The 16458-nt window shown below is 44.6% G+C and carries 20 protein-coding genes; 12 read left to right on the forward strand and 8 right to left on the reverse strand.

Features of this window, described 5'->3' with window-relative positions; translation table 11 throughout:
* Positions 1-268 precede the first annotated feature (268 nt).
* Positions 269-652: a nuclear transport factor 2 family protein gene (locus CHRO_RS14170; RefSeq protein WP_199755908.1), complete on the forward strand. Its 384-nt coding sequence runs from the start codon at positions 269-271 to the stop codon at positions 650-652.
* 106 nt (positions 653-758) lie between these two features.
* On the opposite strand, the gene CHRO_RS29675 is transcribed toward CHRO_RS14170, so the two are convergent.
* Complete coding sequence (locus CHRO_RS29675; RefSeq protein WP_181245517.1) at positions 759-1391, reverse strand: tetratricopeptide repeat protein; 633 nt, start codon at positions 1389-1391, stop codon at positions 759-761.
* Positions 1392-1398: 7 nt separating this feature from the next.
* Here CHRO_RS29675 and CHRO_RS14180 point away from each other — a divergent pair, with 7 nt between their 5' ends.
* Positions 1399-1590, forward strand: coding sequence for a hypothetical protein (locus CHRO_RS14180; RefSeq protein ID WP_041462481.1), 192 nt, complete (start codon positions 1399-1401; stop codon positions 1588-1590).
* Between the two features lie 16 nt (positions 1591-1606).
* On the opposite strand, the gene petJ is transcribed toward CHRO_RS14180, so the two are convergent.
* Positions 1607-1942 (reverse strand): cytochrome c6 PetJ, encoded by a 336-nt coding sequence (gene petJ / locus CHRO_RS14185; RefSeq protein WP_015154910.1) that lies wholly within the window; start codon positions 1940-1942, stop codon positions 1607-1609.
* Between the two features lie 333 nt (positions 1943-2275).
* Here petJ and CHRO_RS14190 point away from each other — a divergent pair, with 333 nt between their 5' ends.
* The 5 genes from CHRO_RS14190 (at position 2276) to CHRO_RS14210 (ending at position 4696) form a co-directional block, all read left to right on the forward strand.
* Entirely contained in the window at positions 2276-2695 is a 420-nt protein-coding gene (locus CHRO_RS14190; protein ID WP_015154911.1) for a BlaI/MecI/CopY family transcriptional regulator, read from the forward strand.
* Positions 2695-3540 carry a M56 family metallopeptidase gene (locus tag CHRO_RS14195; RefSeq protein WP_015154912.1) on the forward strand — a complete coding sequence of 282 codons (846 nt, stop codon included), beginning with the start codon at positions 2695-2697 and terminating at the stop codon, positions 3538-3540. The genes CHRO_RS14190 and CHRO_RS14195 overlap by 1 nt, the downstream gene beginning before the upstream one ends.
* A gap of 57 nt (positions 3541-3597) precedes the next feature.
* Complete coding sequence (locus tag CHRO_RS14200) at positions 3598-3930, forward strand: DUF6883 domain-containing protein (protein WP_015154913.1); 333 nt, start codon at positions 3598-3600, stop codon at positions 3928-3930.
* Positions 3931-3948: 18 nt separating this feature from the next.
* On the forward strand, positions 3949-4197 hold the full coding sequence (locus tag CHRO_RS14205) for a DUF4926 domain-containing protein (RefSeq protein ID WP_015154914.1): 249 nt from the start codon (positions 3949-3951) through the stop codon (positions 4195-4197).
* Between the two features lie 103 nt (positions 4198-4300).
* Positions 4301-4696 carry a hypothetical protein gene (locus CHRO_RS14210; RefSeq protein ID WP_015154915.1) on the forward strand — a complete coding sequence of 132 codons (396 nt, stop codon included), beginning with the start codon at positions 4301-4303 and terminating at the stop codon, positions 4694-4696.
* Between the two features lie 155 nt (positions 4697-4851).
* Here the strand turns inward: CHRO_RS14210 and coaE are convergent, their stop codons facing one another.
* The 3 genes from coaE to CHRO_RS14225 all read right to left on the reverse strand — a co-directional run bounded on the left by coaE (position 4852) and on the right by CHRO_RS14225 (position 7870).
* Positions 4852-5466 (reverse strand): dephospho-CoA kinase, encoded by a 615-nt coding sequence (gene coaE, locus CHRO_RS14215; RefSeq protein ID WP_015154916.1) that lies wholly within the window; start codon positions 5464-5466, stop codon positions 4852-4854.
* Between the two features lie 30 nt (positions 5467-5496).
* On the reverse strand, positions 5497-7176 hold the full coding sequence (cobA, locus tag CHRO_RS14220) for a uroporphyrinogen-III C-methyltransferase (protein WP_015154917.1): 1680 nt from the start codon (positions 7174-7176) through the stop codon (positions 5497-5499).
* A gap of 61 nt (positions 7177-7237) precedes the next feature.
* Positions 7238-7870 carry a class I SAM-dependent methyltransferase gene (locus tag CHRO_RS14225; protein WP_015154918.1) on the reverse strand — a complete coding sequence of 211 codons (633 nt, stop codon included), beginning with the start codon at positions 7868-7870 and terminating at the stop codon, positions 7238-7240.
* A gap of 114 nt (positions 7871-7984) precedes the next feature.
* On the opposite strand from CHRO_RS14225, the gene hemH reads away from it, so the two are divergent.
* Together hemH and CHRO_RS14235 are read left to right on the forward strand one after the other, a co-directional pair.
* Entirely contained in the window at positions 7985-9148 is a 1164-nt protein-coding gene (gene hemH, locus CHRO_RS14230) for a ferrochelatase (RefSeq protein ID WP_015154919.1), read from the forward strand.
* Between the two features lie 144 nt (positions 9149-9292).
* Positions 9293-9691, forward strand: a complete 399-nt coding sequence (locus CHRO_RS14235; RefSeq protein ID WP_015154920.1) for a pPIWI_RE_Y domain-containing protein — start codon at positions 9293-9295, stop codon at positions 9689-9691.
* A gap of 26 nt (positions 9692-9717) precedes the next feature.
* On the opposite strand, the gene CHRO_RS14240 is transcribed toward CHRO_RS14235, so the two are convergent.
* Both CHRO_RS14240 and CHRO_RS14245 read right to left on the reverse strand, forming a co-directional pair.
* Entirely contained in the window at positions 9718-9930 is a 213-nt protein-coding gene (locus tag CHRO_RS14240) for an RNA-binding S4 domain-containing protein (protein ID WP_015154921.1), read from the reverse strand.
* Between the two features lie 14 nt (positions 9931-9944).
* Positions 9945-10751: a class I SAM-dependent methyltransferase gene (locus CHRO_RS14245; protein WP_015154922.1), complete on the reverse strand. Its 807-nt coding sequence runs from the start codon at positions 10749-10751 to the stop codon at positions 9945-9947.
* Positions 10752-10936: 185 nt separating this feature from the next.
* Here CHRO_RS14245 and CHRO_RS14250 point away from each other — a divergent pair, with 185 nt between their 5' ends.
* From CHRO_RS14250 to CHRO_RS14260, 3 genes are all read left to right on the forward strand, one after another.
* Positions 10937-12577 carry a DUF3352 domain-containing protein gene (locus CHRO_RS14250; protein WP_015154923.1) on the forward strand — a complete coding sequence of 547 codons (1641 nt, stop codon included), beginning with the start codon at positions 10937-10939 and terminating at the stop codon, positions 12575-12577.
* A 197-nt stretch (positions 12578-12774) separates the two neighbouring features.
* Positions 12775-13215 carry a hypothetical protein gene (locus CHRO_RS14255; protein WP_015154924.1) on the forward strand — a complete coding sequence of 147 codons (441 nt, stop codon included), beginning with the start codon at positions 12775-12777 and terminating at the stop codon, positions 13213-13215.
* Between the two features lie 205 nt (positions 13216-13420).
* Complete coding sequence (locus tag CHRO_RS14260) at positions 13421-13879, forward strand: hypothetical protein (RefSeq protein ID WP_015154925.1); 459 nt, start codon at positions 13421-13423, stop codon at positions 13877-13879.
* 76 nt (positions 13880-13955) lie between these two features.
* Here CHRO_RS14260 and CHRO_RS14265 read toward each other — a convergent pair whose 3' ends face one another.
* Complete coding sequence (locus tag CHRO_RS14265) at positions 13956-16418, reverse strand: acyl-CoA dehydrogenase (RefSeq protein WP_084739216.1); 2463 nt, start codon at positions 16416-16418, stop codon at positions 13956-13958.
* Positions 16419-16458 lie beyond the last annotated feature (40 nt).

Here is a 16458-nt window from a genome sequence, read left to right on the forward strand (position 1 = left end):
TATCAGTTATCAGCGACCATTTAATTCCGAATTCCGAATTCCGAATTCCGAATTCTCCTCACGCACTACGTAGATCTGACTTTTTCAGACGATTCATGACTTCTCGATTGAGACAATCAAGATGGTGCGGATAACTTCTGACTTTTTCAGGCTGTAAAAAATCAGGGCTTCATTTAATTTGAAATTAAGGATGAAATCAAGCTAAACCAGATCGGCGTTAGGATTGTAGCTTTTAGCCTTAAGCCTTCATCTTTTCGATTAATTTCAGATGGAATTGCGATCCAGTATGGCTGCTATTACCCAAACAGAGATTATTAGGAGTTTGATCGGGTTGTTCGAGGCAATGGATGTAGAGAGTGCCATGACTTATTTTACTGAAGATGCCCTATGTCGATTTGGCAATCATCCACCTGCGGTTGGGAAAGCCGCGATCGCATCCGTAATCGAAGCAAGTCAGCTCAGTCGGAGCGCCCGAACTTCTTTTGAAATCAATGAAATTTGGGAAATTGACGATGCTGTAATTTGCCAAATGGAAACAACTCATATGTGCGATCGTTGTAAAGCGATCGCAATACCATGCGCGATCGTGTTTCGCATGGAAGACGATCTCGTTCGCGAAATGCGCATCTACATTGATGCTTCTCCCTTATAGGAAGAATTCGGAATTCGGAATTCGGAATTCGGAATTAAATGGTCACTGATAACCGACTTCTGTACGGGCGGGTTTTGACTCCCGAGCTACTGTTTTAATAGTTAATCTATTGACTAAACCCGCCCCTACGATAACTGATAACTGCTCGTGCGCTCGATCGCTCCCTTTTCGGGTGACTTAGTTCATGCAGAGATTTGAGTTCTGCAAGCAAATTGGTATAAGCATCGAGTTTACCGTGTTGCAAATATATTTGAGCAACCGTGCGTAAATCTTCCGCTACACCTACCATATCACCCAATTTATAACGCACGAGACACCGACAATGATAAGCACTTGGATCTTCAGGATCGATGCGAATAGCACGGTCAAAATCAGCGATCGCACCGTGATAGTCTTCGAGCTTGGAAAGCGTAAAACCTCGGTTGTAATAGGCGATCGCCGAATCTGGATTCAGTGATAAAGCGCGATCGAAATCCTTTAATGCATCTTGGCGATCGCCCTTAGCAGCCCGTGCTAAACCGCGATTAGCGTATGCCGTAGCATTGTTGGGTTGGAGCAAAATAACCTGAGAAAAATCTGCGATCGCGGCTCGATATTTTCCTACTAACGTTTGATATACCCCTTGTTTAAATAAGTCTTCTACCGATCGAGATTTAGGTTGATGGTCGTGCATCTCCAAAGTATTCGCTGCTGGCTGAGCCTGAGCGTTTAAAGGAAACAGCAAAACTGCAAATGTCACGCAGCAGATGAGAATAACTCGATACATAGCTACTAGTGAGGGGAGAGCAGGGGGGCAGAGGAAGCAGGGAGCACAGGGAGCAGAGGGACAAGGGAGACAAGGGGGACAAGGGAGCGGTCAACCAACAACCAACAACCAACAACCACTAATTACCCATTACCAACTACCAATTCCCCACACCCTGATAACTGACAACTGATAACTGACAACTGACTTCAGCTCCATCCTTTTTCGGATTTGTCCAGCACGTAAGAGGCGACATCCTCAATCTGCTGGACATTTAATTTTCCTTTGAAGGCAGGCATAGCATTTTTACCATTTGTGACTTGGTTGATAATTGCTTCTAGAGAATTCATACTATATTTTTCTAAAGCATCTTTCTGTAGTGTTTTTGTCGCCATCACCACATTTTTTCCTCCCATATGACAAGCAGCACAGTTGCTATTAAACACTTTGGCTCCGTTGGCTATGTCTGCTGCTAAGGCTGCATTGGGAAAAGTTAGAGTCCAAATAGCAACAGCCAATAGCAAAGCTAACGCGATCGTTCGCATTCTTTCAATCTCCTTCTTTCGCAAATAGGCTCGACAGATTAATCCAGCTAAGACATCAAACTAGGATGTCGAAAAAGGGTGGAGGTCTTCCACCCCAGAATCAAGGACTTTTTAACCTTTCGTATAAGAGCAGGCTGGAATCGAACACCTAGCTTAGATTGCATTCTGAATGGCAGTCAAAAGACAAGATGTCAAACTTTCACAAAGTCAAACTTTCACAAAAAATGTCGCGAGAGATAACTCTGACGGTGTAACCTGGAAAGCAGTAACCAGTTGTCAGTTATCAGTTATCAGTAATTTTTGACTTTTACCTTTTGACTTTTGACTTAGCTTATGTCTCCGCTGCCCAATTACCGTCCCAAACAGCTTTCCCTTGGTCCATTAGAGACAGAGATTCTGAATATCGTCTGGGAACTCGATCGCGTGACTGTCAAAGACGTACACGATCGCATTCTTGCCGATCCCGATCGAGAGTTAGCCTATACTTCTGTCACCACGGTACTGCGCCGCCTGACGGAAAAAGGCTGGTTAGCTTGCGATAAACAAGAACGGGTTTTTTATTGGCGACCGTTGGTAACGAAGGAACAAGCGCAAGTTATAGAGGCGCATGAAAAGCTACATCGCTTTCTGGCGGTTGGCAACCCTGATGTTGTAGCTGCCTTTGCTGATAGTCTCGATCGCACCAGCTTAGAACAGCTCGATGCGATCGCTAAACGCATTCAAGCTGCACGCCAACAACGGGAGGAGAAGTAATGCATACCATCATGATTTTGGCTGCACTGGCAGTAGCTTGGAACGTGCGACAGAATTGGTCGTCAGCTTCAGGTGATTGGCAGCAGCGCTGGAAACAAACGCTGTGGTTTTTTCTGTTTCCTCCGTTAATGTTAGCGATCGCCGGAATCTCGGTATTATGCATGGGAACCCAAGGCAAGATGCTGGGTTTGTCTGTAGGTTGGTATAGCTACGGACTGACGGTAATCGGTTTTATAGTGGCGATCGCGTTGGGAGTTAAACTGGCATGGCAAGGCTGGCGGGCTGTGAGTCAGACTCGTACTTATCCCCAAGAGCAAGTAGAGGGAGCATCTTGTCGGATTTTAGCAACTCCCATTTTGTTCAGTGCCTTAGTTGGCTTCTGGCGACCGGAATTAGTTGTCAGCCAGGGATTGCTATACGTCCTTACCCCAGAACAGTTAGCCGCTGTCATTGCCCACGAACAAGCACATTACCACTACCGAGATACTTTCTGGTTTTTCTGGCTGGGTTGGATACGGACTTGTACTGGATGGTTGCCTCAGACAGAAGCTTTATGGGAAGAATTGTTACTGTTGCGGGAATTGCGGGCAGATAATCGGGCGGCGCAGCAAGTCGATCCGCTGACTTTAGCAGAATCTTTGTTATTAGTCGTGCGTTCTGCGATCGTGCCAATGACGAGTTTTTGCGCTGCCTTCAGCGCTGCTAGTCAAGCAGAGCGCTTGAGCGAACGCATCAATGCTTTATTGGAACCATCAGCGCCTTCTACCCAACCGCAATTTAATTGGTCTTGGTTGTGGTTGTTATTGGCATTCCTACCCCTAATTACTGTCCCGTTTCATTCTTGAGGAGTGGGGAGTAAGGGGAATCGTCAGCCAAAGAGTTGACTAGAGCATTGCAATGTAATGATAATTCCGAATGCGGAAAACGCAGTCGTCGATATTGGTAAATTACGAGATTATTGCCTAAACTCAAACCATGAAAACGGAAAACATAAAGCTCGTCTGTTTTCATCAATACTTGGCATAACTATTGATGATGCGGAAGATTTAAGGCAAATACTACTTGAAGTTGTCAAAACTTATGAAGCGCAATTGGGAAGATGCGACGGATTTGGACAACGCTATACTCTTGATTTGTCAGTCGAATGGCAAAATAGAAGTGCAACGATTCGTAGTGGTTGGATCGTCGAACATGATTCCGATATTCCAAAGCTAACGACTTGTTATCCTCTGTAATACTAGAGGCGATGTAAGATGGCGATAAGTGAAGTCAAGTTGCTCGATGTAGTAGCATTGATAGTCGATTTGCCCGAACTTAACTTGTGGCGTGGACAGGTTGGTACAGTGGTTGAAATCCTAGCTGGTGGTAGTGCGTATGAAGTCGAGTTTAGCGATCGCAACGGACGTACTTACGAATCTTGTGGTTTACGACCAGAGCAAATTATGGTACTGCATTTCAATCCCGCGTCTCCCGATCCTGAATCGGAGATGGTGACAGCGTAAGCAGAGTAACACCACAAATCTGAAGAGAAGTTTGGAGACTGTTAGTACGGGAGGGATCGTTAAGATCGCCGCAACTGATGCAGACTGAGAGGCAAACTCGTGAATGGAAAATAAACCTTTAAAGATATCTGTGAGAATGGCAACGATTATGGGGTTATTTTTGCCGCTTGCTGAAACTGTAAGAAGATCGAATCAAATATTTGATTTGACTAGGTTTCTGAGTTGGTTTGATGATTACATTCTGGGAGCTACTCTTTGGATAGCTGTTTATTTGGTCAAGAAAAAGATAAATAATTCAATTTCATTTTTGATTGCAGCTTGGGGATTTGTATCGGGCGCTCTTTTTCTAAGTTTTTTAGGACAATTTGAGTACTATAGGACAACTACAGGCGATCCAGGGATATTTTCGACAAGCTTCGTGGCAATAGCAAAAGGGTTGATATTGGGATATATGTTGACAGGTCTTTACATGGCGATAAGATCTAATTCGTACAAATAAAGAATTGTGTGAGTTGTTAGAAAATCCTACATACACAACCAAAGCAATAGAAATTGGACGGATTCTTCAAGTAGAAAATGGAGTGATTGTTGCGTGTGATGCGATTGAAAAGCAGCTTTAAGCAGCCTCAATCCTCTGCTTAAACAATAACTTTTTCAGGGACAAATAGCTGAATCTACCTGCTGTTTTAACTCTTCCTGACTAGAAGAATTATCCAAGACAACATCAGCACGCTTGCATTTTTCTGATAGTGGCATTTGACTGTTAATTCGCGCCTGTGCTTGTTCCAAAGTTAGATTATCTCGCTGCATTAGTCGAGCTATTTGCTGTTGCGGCGAACAGGCAACAACCCAGATTTCTGTAACTAAATCTGTCATTTCTGCTTCAAATAGCAAAGGGATAACTAATACAACTATAGGAACGGATAATTGATAGATTTCTTGCTCAAAGCGATCGCGCACGTAAGGATGAATTTGTCTTTCTAACCACTGCTTTTCTGTAGAATTGTTAAAGATAATTCGCGCTAGTTGTTGGCGATCCAGCGTCCCATCAGCCTGCAAAATGTTTTTGCCGTAACGCTGGGCGATCGCATTTAAAATTGGCGAACCAAGTTGCACTGCTTCTCGCGCATAAATATCTGCATCAAGAACTGGTAAATGATATTCATGTGCTAAGTATTGAGAAACAGTACTTTTACCAGTGCTAATCCCACCAGTAAGACCGATAATTCTTTTTTGGTAATTGGTAATTGGTAATTGGTAATCAGTCACTAGTTGTTAGTTGTTGGTTGTCGATCGCTGCTAACTGATAATTGCTTGTAACAAACCATCCAAAGTATATTCCTCTGCTTCTATATCAACTCTACCGAGGAGAGAAATACAGTCTTTAGAGGTTTGGGGACCAATGGAGGCTATACAAATTCCATCTAAATTAATGTTGTTATATGGTGCTATGAGTTGGCAGAAATTTCTGACTGTTTTAGAACTAGCAAAAGTAATAATATCCACTTTATGACTCTGTAACGCCTCTAATGCTTCAGGCGCAATTGACTGCGGACAACGAGATTCATAAGCTGCGACTTCTAACACATCTGCACCTTTGGCAGTAAATTGTTTGACTAAGACTTCTCGTCCTCCAGTTTCAACTCTGGGAAATAAAACTTTTTTACCTGCTAAAGATTCAGGAAAGTTTTCTACTAAAGAATCGGCAACAAAATCGGGAGGAATGAAATCTGGTTGTAAATATCTTTGTTGAAGACTCTGAGCAGTTTTTTGTCCTACTACAGCAATTTTTACCCCAGCTAGCGCCCGCGTATCTTTACCTTTAGCTAGCAGGCGTTCAAAAAAATAATCTACTCCATTTGTAGAAGTCAAAACTAACCAATCGAAATCCGATAACTGCGCGATCGCATTATCTAACCCCATCCAACTCGAAGGCGCACCAATCTCTAATGCTGGCATCTCAATAGCTGTCGCACCCATTTCTACAAGGCGATCGCAAAATTGACTCGATTGTCCTAGCGATCGGGTGACGAGGATAGTTTTATTAGAAAGTGGTGCGTGGGGAGAGTGGCTAGTGGCTAGTGGCTGGTGACTAGAATAACTTCCTTGTCCCCCTTGTCTCCCTTGTCCCCCTTGTCCCCCTTGTCTCCCTTGTCCCCCTTGTCCCCCTTGTCTCCCTTGTCCCCCTTGTCCCCCTTGTCTCCCTTGTCCCCCTTGTCCCCCTTGTCCCCCTTGTCCCCCTTGTCTCTTCTCCTGCGGTTGTAAATACTCGCGCCAGCCAACGACTTCACCAACCACGATCGCAGCAGGAGAAAGGTTTAAGCCATCGGTTTGAGCTACAACTGTTTCGAGGGTGGCAGTCCAAACTTGCTGTTTTGCGGTTCCCGCCCAACGCACGATCGCAATTGGCGTGTGGGGCGATCGCCCATGTCTGACTAATTGTTTGACTATTTCTGATAACTGCTGTCCTCCCATCAGAAACACCAGGGTTCCGATTGATGCTAAACCTTCCCAGTTGACGAGTTCCGGTTCGTGGGCAGTTGTTATGGCAAAACAACGACTCATCACCGGATCGGTGAGGGGAATTCCTGCTAGGGTGGGTGCGGCTAAGGCTGAAGAAATTCCAGGTATAACCTCAAATGGGCAGCCTGCGGTAACTAATGCCTCAATTTCTGCTGCGGCTCGTCCAAAAATGAACGGATCGCCGCTTTTGAGCCGAACGATTTGCTGTCCTGTTTGGCAATACTCGACTAATAAGCGATCGATTTCTGCTTGAGGGGTGCTAGATTGTCCGCCGCGCTTACCGACATCGAGTTTGAGACAATTTGACGGCACTAGTTCTAACAATTGCGGATCGACTAAAGCATCGTAGATCAATACTTCTGCTTGGCTCAACAGTTGCAGCGCCCTAACAGTTAGATAATCAATACTTCCTGGTCCCGCACCGACCAGGTAAACTTTACCCGTTGTGTTCATCATGCTTCATCATGCAACCCTCAGATTTTATGGTAATTGGTAATGGGTAATTGGTAATAGTGCATTAGTTGGCTCGCGCGATCGCTTGGATCGCTTGCAAGCTTCCGCCTGCATGGAGAACGCGATTTTGCAACTCGAACCCCGCTTCTTCCAACAACTCAACTAAATCCCCGCGTAACAACTGCCAAGCTGTTTCTGTTTCAAATAAAAACAGAAAGAGATAGATTCCAGGTACGAATAACCAATTCGTCGGTGGGTGAAAATCAACCAAAGTGAAAATGCCTCCTGGCTTGAGGACGCGATGAACTTCGCTCAAAATCTGCCGCAATTCCTCCGCTGTCATTTCATGCATTGCCATGCTGCTATGAACTAGATCGAAACTGCGATCGCTAAAAGGCATCTTTTGGGCAAAAGCCTCTACATATTTGGCTTGCGGTACATTGTGTTGCGCTCGTTTCAAAGATAAAGGAGACGCATCTAATCCCGTCACCTCTTGAGAATATTTCACCAATACCTCAGTTGCTTGACCGCTGCCGCAACAAAGATCCAAAACTTGAGTATTGGGCTGAATTGTTAAGTTTTGCAAAGCTAATTGGCGAAACTTTCCCTCTCCGCCGACGCTCAACGCCGCTAGTCGAGAAACTGTATCGTAAAACCATTGATAACGATAGCTCCATTCTCGTAATATTGTTGCCATGTTTCAATCCTCATAAATATTTGTTGACCGATATTCCGAATAAAGATGTATTGTTAAAAGATGTATTGTTAAAATCAGTAACAAAGCTGAAGAAATTGGGGTAACAAAACTGCTATGGGTCGAGTGGGAGTACTATTACTTAATCTAGGTGGACCGGATCGACTAGAGGATGTCAGACCGTTTCTATTTAACTTGTTTGCCGACCCGGAAATCATTCGCCTGCCGTTTCCCTGGCTGCAAAAACCCCTGGCATGGTGGATTTCAACCGTACGCACGAAGCGATCGCAAGAAAACTATAAACAGATAGGTGGTAGTTCCCCCTTACGACGCATCACTGAAGCCCAAGCACAAGCGCTACAAGCACGACTAGAAGAAAAAGGGCAACCAACTCAAATGTATATTGGGATGCGTTACTGGCATCCATTCACCGAAGAAGCGATCGCCCGCATCAAACGCGATGGCATTGACCGTTTGGTGATTTTACCACTCTACCCGCAGTTTTCCATCAGCACCAGTGGTTCTAGCTTCCGCTTGCTGCAACAAATGTGGTTAGAAGACCCAAAATTAAACAGCATTGAATATACAGTCATTCCCTCTTGGTACAAGCAACCAGGCTATCTGCAAGCAATGGCGCAGTTAATTGCTCAAGAGTTAGATGGGTTTTCCAACCCTGATGCAGTGCATGTCTTCTTTAGCGCTCACGGCGTGCCAAAAAGTTATGTTGAGGAAGCAGGCGACCCCTATCAGCAAGAAATTGAGGAATGTACGGCGCTGATAATGCAGACCCTCAACCGCCCCAATTCATACACCTTAGCTTATCAAAGTCGTGTTGGTCCTGTAGAATGGCTGCAACCATATACAGAAGATGCGATTCAAGAATTGGGTCAGCAAGGGGTGCAAGATATGGTTGTCGTACCGATCAGTTTTGTCTCCGAACACATAGAAACTCTGCAAGAAATTGACATGGAGTATAGAGAAGTTGCAGAGTCAGTAGGCATACATAACTTTCGTCGCGTCCCAGCGCTTAACACTCACACTCAGTTTATTGATGGGATGGCAGATTTAACCATCGAAGCCTTAAATTCTCCCAGCGTTAAACTGTCTCAAGTGTCGCAAATGAAAAAGCGGGTCAAAATGTACCCTCAAGAGCGCTGGCAGTGGGGCATGACGACCTCGGCAGAAATTTGGAATGGTAGAATTGCCATGCTCGGCTTTATCGCTCTGATTATCGAGCTAATCACTGGCAAAGGGCTATTGCACGCAGTCGGGATTTTATAAATCAGTTATCACTTAAGAGTGGTAATGGGTAATTGGTAATTGGTCTGTGTTTAATTGCAAATTGTGGATTGCGAATTCTCACTCGCGTCCACTCTAAATAGTGGCACATTCAAAGTTACGCAAAGTCACGCTCTCTGGTTTGATATGGGGCGACCCATTTGGTCTATCAAACCCATGAGCTACGATCCGACTAAGTTAAATCACTCAGAAATACTTTCTCTATTAGCTTCAGGTGTGCTGGAGTATTTTGGACGCATCAAAGCAGGAGAAAAAGATCCATTTCCCTATCCCGATCCTTTAATTAGGGGATTTAATCAACTGAGTATTGCCTGTGCTTTGCAAAATGTAGAACGCTCTAAAAGACCCAAAGGCGTTGTAGAGTTTGTAGAGACATGGGGAAAATTGCCATTAACCAAGTGGGCGTTAAAGTTGGAGGTAGCAGACTATGATTTTGCTGCGGATGACTGTTTGATTAAGCCAGACTTGAGTAAACCAACGCAGTTGTGCAAAGATTTGGCGCGGGGATTGCGGTTGGTGTCTTAATGCGATCGCCTAACTTTAATTAAAACTTAAATCTCGTCTAAATTTACATCAAAAGTTTGTTCTGCTACGGTTACGCTGTCACCCGATCTTAACTTGCGTCCGCGTCTAGTCTCCAGTATGCCATTAACGAGAACCTCACCTCCCTGAATTATTAGTTTGGCTTGTCCGCCTGTTGCTGCTATGCCAATTAATTTTAAAAATTGATCGAGTTTAATTGTATTATCACTGTTACTAATCATGAAAAATCTCAAACTCAACTTTTACGAGCAAAAACAAACAAGCTATTAACATCATGCCCAAATCCTTGCTCCGTTGACAAGGCATGGATCTCTGCCATGTATTCTGCTTTAAGCTGCGCTAATTTGTCTGGTGATAGTTGATACACCTGGTAGCCGTAAACATTATTAGCATGTGCGTTCCATGCTGTTTCTGCATCTTTGAAGTAGAAACCGAATTGTTGAGTTACAACTTCAATATTTTGAAAACCAGTCTGTTGAAGTAAAGCTTGGCACTTTTCAGGAGTACCTAGTAGTTCGTTGGGATTGTTAATTGTAATTCCAAATTGTTGTGCTTTCTCTCTAAATAAAATAGATGCAGTATGAGCTGTTTCAGCAAAACAGGAAAAAGCTACTATTCCACTTGTGTTTAAAAAACGATACCACTGACGCAGGGAAGAAAAAACATGTGTGAGATAGGCGATCGCAGCGGAACAAAAAATCACATCAAAGCTATTATCATCAAAATGTAAATCGTCCGCGTCCGCTTCAATCAATTCAATATTTTGTAATTTTTCTAACTCAACTTTGTGCCGTGCTTGTGCTAGCATTCCCGTGGAAATATCTACTCCCAATACATAACCTGCATCTCCTACGATTTTTGCTGCCGCGATCGCCACGATTCCCGTACCAGTCGCCACATCCAAAACTCTTTGCCCTGGCTTGAGTTGAGCTAATTCTATTAAAGGTTTGGCAAAACGATGGCGAAACTCGTTGTCATAATTAGTTCTAGAATTAAAATCTGTAATAATTTGCTGCTTGTATTCATTCATACGAGTTGTCATTAGTATTTTCCCTACTCCTGTACGGGCAGGTTTAACTGCTGAATATTTTGTTCTATTGTAGCTAGGCTCGCTAAACCTGCCCCTACAACTCCCTACTTCCTAATATTTATCCGAAATTACCACAATGACATTTGTATAGGTGATTGACAAGAATTTGAGCAGAGGCGATCGCAAGGATAATTAAAATGCCGACGAAAAAATCAAATTTGCTCCCTGCTGTTGTAGCTATCGGGATTGTAGCAGGAGGTGCAGCAGCTTATTGGTATTTTAAAGGAAACTTTGGTAGTGGAACGAGTCCTTTGGCAAGTGCTAAAGTCGTACCAGATGATGCATTGATGGCAGCTTTTATTTCGACAGATCCTAGTGCTTTGGCACAGCTACAGCGATTTGGCACTCCTGAAGCCGAAAAATTAGTTAAAAAAAGCCTGCAAGACTTCGATCGCCAAGTATTCGCAAAATCTAAGATTAATTACGAACAAGATATAAAACCCTGGTTGGGTAGCGTCACAATTGCCGTGCTACCACCTAGTTCTGCTAAACAAGTACAAGCAAAACCATTCTCGTCTCAATCGAATATTTTACTGGTACTAGGAATTAAAAATGGGTTGAGTGCCTGGAACTTTAGCAAGAAACTAAAAGCCGATAAAACAGTTACGAGTAAAGAATTCGATTACAAAGGACAAAAAATTACTGAATCAACAAGTCAAGGCGAACCAATCTACAGTAGCATCCTTGATAGTCGTGTCATTCTCGCTCCAGCCAAACAAGCAGTAGAACAAGCGATCGATACTTATAAAGGAGAACCCTCTTTTGCTACCAAAGCAGGTATAGACAGCACTTTTGCCCAAAGCTTACAACTCAAAAACCCGATCGCGCAAATCTATTTACCCGATTATGCAGGTGCAGTTCAACAATTAACGGCTACTAATCCGGCTGGATTACCTCCACAGACTTTAGCACAGTTGCAATCGGTCAAAGCCGTAGTTGCAGGTGTGGGCGTGGATGACATGGGACTTAGGATGAAAGCGATCGCGCAGCTAAACCCTGATACCATCAACATACAATACCAAAACTCTCCAGGAAAGATTGTCACTCGATTTCCCGTCGATACGCTGGCTTTATTGACTGGTGCGGGAATTAGTCGTACTTGGGCGGCGTTTGTCGATCGAACTAGAGATTTACCGGAAGTCAAGCAAGGATTGGACTCTGCAAGGCGATCGTTCAAAGTAAGTTACAATCTCGATCTAGACCGAGAAGTTTTTGGCTGGATGGACGGAGAATTCGCCATTGGTGCAATTCCATCTAGCCAGGGTGTGTTAGCTTCGTTGGGATTTGGCGGCGCATTCATGTTTCAAACCAGCGATCGCGCTACGGCTGAATCGACTCTCGGTAAACTGGATGCGATCGCTAAAAGTAACTTTTTAGCTGTCGTTCCCAGAGATATTAATGGTAAAAGCATTACTGAATGGCAAGTTCCCGCCCAAGGTGCGATTGTCGGTCACGGCTGGTTAGACCGAGATACAATGTTTATCGCTGTAGGCGAACCGATTGTAGAGGCGATCGCCAAGCCTTCTGGTAAGTCTCTTGACAGTAGCGAAGTTTTCAAAGCTGCAACTGGTTCTTTAATACAACCTAATGCAGGTTACTTCTACTTGGATATGGATAAAACCATGTCGTTACTTGCTAGTAAACCCTTAAGCACTGCGATCGATCCAGAAGCTACTGCCATTATCAACTCTATTCGCGGCATCGGCATCACCGCCAGCAACCCCGACAAAACCACGAGTCAAATGGAGTTACTCATCGCACTCAAACAGAGAAATTAGTGAACAGTTATTAGTTGTCAGTGACTAGTGACTGGTGACTAGATGAAGAATTCAGCCACTAGCCACTAGCCACTCACCACAATAAATTAACTCTTCTTACAGTAGGAAGCGGGTTTGCAGATGCTTAGTTAAAATGCAGGTAGTTCCATGCTATCTACCACTTTTATACCTGTTCCCGATCGCCTTAAGACTCTATTATGAACGCAGGACTTCTAAATAGAATCCCTCTGCTACCTGTTGTTGCCCTCTGGCTAGCATACGCACTATTGGGATGGTATCTCTCTGCCTACCATATCTTTTGGTTTGTTGGAGCCTGCATAGCAGCTGTAGGATTAGCTTTATCTTGGAAGAGTATTGCTGCTTTAGAGCAAATTATGAAATTTGCTTCCCAAGGATTTCTATTGATTGTAGCAATGCTTTTGGTGTGCGTGTTGATTGCTTTGGCTGCGGCGCGATCGATTTTAATTCCGATTATTGTCATGCCTTTAGCTATCACATTCTTGGCAAATGTAGAAATGCGATTTGCTGGTTTTAGTCGATTCAATACTTTTTTATTTTTAGCAGTTGTAGCCGGTTTTGGCTTGGGTTTTGGCGAAATTATCGATCTTTTGTTCTTAGCATCCAATCACAAATATTAGTAGGGGCGGGTTTAGACAACAGATTTTTCTGACAGGAATAGCTATCAGGTAAAACCCGCCCTTACAATCCCTGCCAAGGAACACACGCAGACGCATGAGTCGAGTATTTTGTCAAGGAAATTTTTAAAATAATCCGTAAAACCGCGATCGCGGCTGGTAGAGATCGGTATATCGCGTTGATTTTCCATAGGAAATTTATGCAACTATGCCGTTCCATTATCAGCTATACGATTATTGGTTGCGTTCTACGGGGATTTGGGTTTCTCCGTTACTAACGCTAAATGTAGATTGGTTGAATGAGTCAGAAATATCGGCGATCGCCCAAATTCACGCTCTAGAACGAGTTGAATTTGGAATTAAAATGAGTTGGGAATATCGTAAAAAACTAGACTCAGACTATATGTCTTGGTGTGTCGATACCAAGCATCCCAATGTTGTATTTACAGATAAAAGTATCTCCCACAATAGCGCGCCTAGTATATTTAGTTATCAAATGCGAGATCCCAATCGACTAGTTATGTCGGTTGGGAAATATGAAGAAACCATCGTATTAGAAAGCTATAACAAACGTTTGCGCGAACATAGGTATGAGGGTAAGCTGATGAGACGGCTTTGGGAAACAAAAGTTGATGCGACAATTGCTCCATTGGCGATGGTTTCATAACTTCAGATCGCGTTCTACCTGCTCTAAAACTAGATCGACCGAAACAGTAGATTTTGTTTTTCCCCTTTGCCTCCAGCTATTTAGGCAACAAAGCCGCTCGATCCATCAATTTCAGTTGTTCTTGTCGATCCTCTACTCCTTGTTGGTATTCCAAAAGTGTAAATGTATCTACTTGAATTGCTTCATTACGAGCAATTTCTGCCGCACGAATTAGCTCAGCCTCTTCTAGAGTAATTATCTCAGCCTCACGTGCTGCTGTAACTAGCTGCTCCGGTTTTCCTGACGGCAGCTGACCTTCACGACTGGCAGCTTTGATAGTTTTGAATACTGGTTCGGCTTGGGATGACAGGAGAAAAGCATTTTCCAAGCGTCCCAAGGCTTCATTTGGATCTACAGGAACATAAATACCTGCGGTGAGGCGATCGCGTTGCTGTCCTGGTGTTTGAAGGTTACGAGCAATTTCACTGCCAAGTCGGTCAGATGGTAAAGAACCGATCGCATTGAGCCGCCACCACCAAATCACAGGTTTTCGGAATAAACTACCGAGAATTGGTATGGGTAGGTTACTGAAAATTCCCTCAAATCCAAGCTGAATTTGAGCTAAGGCATATTCTACTGCCCAGCGGATAAAGGGTAAATCTTCCTTGCAACCTTCTGCCTCAAATCGGCGCAGAGTAGCTGTTGCCAAATACATCCAAGAAAGAATATCAGCAAATCGTCCAGTTAGTTTTTCTCGCCGCTTTAACGTGCCACCAAAACAGAAGAGAACTAAATCGGTCAGCCAAGCAAAAGTCGCGGCTGCCCATTCGAGTTTGCGGTAGTATTTAGCAGTAGCTCCAGTTACAGGCGGACGGGCGAGATAGCCACGAGACAGACTCAGCAGTAAGGCACGGCAACCATTACGCATCATGAAACCAACGTGATGCCAAAAGGCGCGATCGAAAGCCGAGACATCCGACTGTTTGAGGGCAATAACTTCTGCAAATACGTAGGGATGACAGCGGATCGCTCCTTGACCGAAGATCATCATCGTGCGAGTGAGGATATTCGCGCCTTCAACCGTAATCGAGATCGGAGTAGCAATGTAGATATTTGCGAGTAGGTTTCTGGGACCGCGACAGATACCAGAACCACCGAGAATATCCATCCCGTCATTGATAATTTGACGCGAGAGTTCCGTCAGGTTGTACTTAGCGATCGCCGAAATGACAGCAGGTTGCTCGCCGCGATCGACTGCGCCACAAGTATAAGCCCGAGCGGCATCCATCAAATATGTCAGTCCCCCAATCCGAGCTAGGGGTTCCTCAATTCCTTCAAACCGACCGATTGGCAAACCAAACTGCTGTCGCACTGTTGCGTGAGCGCCCGTCACTCGCGCTACGAGTTTGGCAACTCCGGTACAGGTAGCAGGAAAGCTGATGCCCCGACCCGCAGCCAGGCTCTGCATCAACATTTTCCAACCCTGACCCACCTGTTCTACACCACCGATAACTTGGTCGATGGAGATGATGACATCATGCCCTTCAACCGGAGAATTGTAAAACGGAACTCCCATCGGATCGTGTCGCCGTCCTAAAACCACACCAGGCGTATCCGCCGGAATTAAAGCGCAAGTAATGCCTACATCCTCTCCTTTTCCCAGCAAATTTTCTGGATCGCGAAGGCGAAACGCCAGACCGATTAAAGTGGCGATCGCGCCCAGGGTAATGTAGCGTTTGCGGAAATTCAAGCGCAGATATAGTTTTCCATCTTCAGCTGGAAACACGACCCCTTCAGAAGTAATGCTACCCGCATCTGAGCCAGCCTGGGGTTCGGTCAGGGCAAAACAGGGAATTTCATCTCCCTTGGCTAGTCGGGGCAGATAATAGTCTTTCTGAGCTGGAGTACCATATCGCAGCAATAGCTTAGCGGGTCCGAGGGAGTTCGTCACTCCCACTGTCGCCGTGTGGGTGAACGATCGCGATGCCAACTTCATCATCACGGCGCTGTAGGCAAAGTTAGAAAAGCCCAAACCGCCATACTCTTTGGGAATCATCATGCCGAAGAAGCCTTCGTGTCTGAGATATGCCCAGACTTCCGGTGGTAAGTCTTTGCGACGGTAAATTTCCCAATCGCTGACCATGCGGCAAACTTGTTCTACTGGTCCGTCAAGAAATGCTTGGAGTTCTGGCGTGACTTGAGGATAGGGTTCGCTGTTAATTCTGCGAAAATTGGGTTGACCGGAAAAGAACTCACCATCTACCCAAACAGTTCCTGCCTCGATCGCTGCTTGTTCAGTTGCAGAGATGTTTGGTAAGAGATTGAAAGCTTTAATGGCGGAAACGATCAAAGATGTGACAAGCGATCGCCGTAATATGGGTAAATTTAAGATTGCTGCCACCACACCAAACAGCGACCACACCCAAATTGGCGGATTCCACGCTGATAGTACCAGGACAAAATACAGCGACCACAGCCACAAAGGAACGCCAATGTAACCCAGTGCTAAAAATAGGAAAATTAGCGCGGGAATGACAAAGACTGGATCGAGCAGGTTCATCATCATAATTCGTAATTCGTAATTCGTAATTAAAAGTGGG

This window comes from Chroococcidiopsis thermalis PCC 7203, from assembly GCF_000317125.1.
Classification (GTDB): domain Bacteria; phylum Cyanobacteriota; class Cyanobacteriia; order Cyanobacteriales; family Chroococcidiopsidaceae; genus Chroococcidiopsis; species Chroococcidiopsis thermalis.